The organism is Marivita sp., from assembly GCF_020055635.1.
Taxonomy (GTDB): domain Bacteria; phylum Pseudomonadota; class Alphaproteobacteria; order Rhodobacterales; family Rhodobacteraceae; genus Marivita.
This window is the reverse complement of sequence record NZ_JAIPUT010000167.1, coordinates 1-2,821: the sequence shown is the minus strand read 5'-3', so window position 1 is coordinate 2,821 and position 2,821 is coordinate 1. Positions and strand designations below refer to the sequence as shown.

Sequence of the window (2,821 nt, the reverse complement as noted above, 5' to 3'; positions counted from 1 at the left end):
ATATACTCATCACCACATAGGAAGGTGATCTGCCCCCCTACCTGCCTCACGGACTCCAGCACCCCCTTTCAATGCATCGAGGTTGTATGAGGGCGAATTGGCCTTCTCAAAGTTTATTTGTCCGCCAGTCTTTCGGGGAAATGCTCGAAACGACTTACTCGAAAGGAAATCACTAACGAACAAGGCGTTTTCGACTTCTTGAGTTTGATTTAGGGATTGGCCTTTTTGATGAGAAGCGACAGTGCCGTGAATAATTGCATTTCTATGCCGTGATACGCGCTCAGCTCTTGTCAACCAGAACAACAACTGTTTTCTGAGTGGTTCTTGGCGAACTAAAACAACTCCACAGAGGTTGCGAGCAAGTTTTGCTCGCCCGGAAAAACTACGATGAGCCTCCAGAACAGCATCTGCTATTGGGAGTCCGTTCGGCCGATCAAGGTTATATGCGGCCAACATAGTGTAAACGACCATATTTAAGGAACGTCTGATCTACTACATCGGCTGCGCCGATTTTGGAGCAATCGAGCTTTGCTATGTGGATGAGGCCCGATTTTGCGCTCGGAGTGCCGAAATAGGCAGCCCTGAAGCGCCCAGCCCCTGATTTTGGGCAGAGTCCGCCTCATGCAATCAGCTTTCGTCGGACGAGGAACAGGTTGCCAAGAGCGAACAGCGTGAACAGTTGCGCGCGGTTTTTCGCAAGGCCCCGATAGCGGGTCTTGATGTATCCGAACTGGCGCTTGAGCACGCGGAAGGGATGCTCGACCCGCGCCCGCACCTTGGCGATGATCCGGTTGATGTCTTCGTCGATAGGATGAAGCGCGCCACCTTTCTGCGCCTTGCGCATGACGCCCCAGAATTTATCCGGACCAGAGAACACGGCCTCCCGCGTGGCGCTGACATAGCCCTTGTCCGCCCAGATCGATGTTTCATCACCGTGCAGCAGTGCGTCCCACACCTGGCTGTCGTGTGTCTTGGCCGTGGTGGTGTCCACGCTATGCACGATCCCGCTTTGCGCATCGACACCGACATGTGGCCTGCTGCCGGTTTCGTGGACACGAAGATAAGATCGTGACTATGGAATTGGAGATTGGATATGACGAGACGAAAGTTCAGCCGCGAGTTCAAGATCGAGGCAGTAAAGCTGGTGACCGAGCGGGGTGTTGCGGTCGCTCAGGCGTGCCGGGACCTTGATCTTGCAGAGAGCGTGCTGCGGCGCTGGATGCGTGAGGCGGCTGCGACACCGACCACGGCGTTTCCCGGGAATGGCCAGCAGCGCGCGGAACTGGCCGAGATTGCAGCGCTGAAGAAAGAGGTCGCCCGTCTCCGGGCGGAGCGTGACATCCTCAAGAAGGCGGCGGCTTTTTTCGCGCGGGAGGCGACATGACGTTCGCATTCATCGCAGGGCACCGGCACATCTGGCCGGTCAGCTGGATCTGTGACGCGTTGGGCGTTTCCCGTTCCGGCTTTCATGCCTGGATCAGAAGACCGATCAGCGACCGCGCGGCTCATGACGCGAAGCTCGTTCAGGCGATAGAAAAGAGCTTCAAGGCCAGCGATCGCACCTACGGCGCCCGCCGGGTCTGGCGTGACGTTCTGGAAGACGGTCTCGCATGTGGACTGCACCGGATCGAACGACTGATGCGGATAAATGCACTGAGAGCGCGGCCGAAGCGACGTGGAAAACCCAAGGACGATGGCGAACGCTCCGTCATCGCCGACAACATCCTCGACCGCGACTTCGCGGCGGACCGGCCGAACCAGAAATGGTTGGCCGACTTCACCTACATCTGGACTGCCGAGGGCTGGCTTTACGTCGCCGTGGTCCTGGACCTGTTCTCCAGGCGCGTTGTCGGCTGGTCCATGAAAGCGGATCGAGACGCCTCGCTGGTCATGGATGCGCTGATGATGGCCGTCTGGCGTCGGGGCAAAGCAGACGCGCTGCTCCACCACTCGGACCAGGGATCGCAATACACAAGTGAGCAGTTCCAGCGCCTTCTGCTCGACTGCGGCATCACCTGTTCAATGAGCCGGGCCGGCAACGTGTGGGACAACTCGGCCATGGAGAGTTTCTTCTCGTCGCTGAAAACCGAGCGCACCGCCCGCAAGGTCTACCGGACGCGCAATGAAGCTCGTGCCGACGTGTTCGACTACATCGAGCGCTTCTACAATCCGAGGCGACGCCATTCCAAACTGGGCTCCCTAAGCCCCATGGCGTTCGAGAACCGAGCTATGCAAACCTAACCCTGTGTCCACGAAACCGGCAGCAGGCCAAATTGGACATTCCGAAGGTACGGGCTAAGCTATCAATGCGCTTGTACGATTTTTGTTGAATTTAGAGAGCGAAATCTGTTCCTGGGTCTGCTGTTTGGTGTATAGGGAGCGCGCCGCCCTCGATTATTTGGTTGGGGAAAAACTCCTGCATTTCACCTTGGCCGCCAGAACAAGACCCGAGTTCGCGGCACAGCTCACCACTTTTGTGGCCCGCATGTGAAGCGGCTTAAGGCCAGGTTCGATCTGCATCCCGAACGGCTGATTGCGGACATCGCCTACGGCACCGGGCCCCTGCTGGCCTATCTGAGCCGATACACCCACAGGGTCGCGATCTCGAACGCCCGCCTGGTCAGCGCCGATGCCGATACCGTGGCCTTCCGCTGGCAGGATTACCGCGTCAAATCCGGCGACCGGCAAAAGGTCATACGGTTGGCCACGCCCGAGTTCATTCGACGGTTCCTGATCCACGTTCTGCCCGATGGCTTCCACCGTATGGACGCACGTATTCCGGCGACATCAATCGAACTTCGTGACCCTGACTGGTCGCCTG

At 57.9% G+C, this 2,821-nt stretch carries 1 protein-coding gene and 2 pseudogenes; 2 read left to right on the top strand and 1 reads right to left on the bottom strand.

Annotation, left to right across the window (positions count from 1 at the left end):
• Positions 1–619: 619 nt before the first annotated feature.
• Positions 620–1,033: pseudogene (locus LCF60_RS24185) on the bottom strand (transposase); the annotation flags it as partial.
• A gap of 60 nt (positions 1,034–1,093) precedes the next feature.
• On the opposite strand from LCF60_RS24185, the gene LCF60_RS24180 reads away from it, so the two are divergent.
• A protein-coding gene (locus LCF60_RS24180) for an IS3 family transposase (protein ID WP_292295078.1) occupies positions 1,094–2,241 on the top strand; the annotation gives its coding sequence in 2 pieces (ribosomal slippage) (positions 1,094–1,355 and positions 1,355–2,241; 1,149 coding nt in all).
• 321 nt (positions 2,242–2,562) lie between these two features.
• Positions 2,563–2,821: pseudogene (locus tag LCF60_RS24175) on the top strand (transposase); the annotation flags it as partial.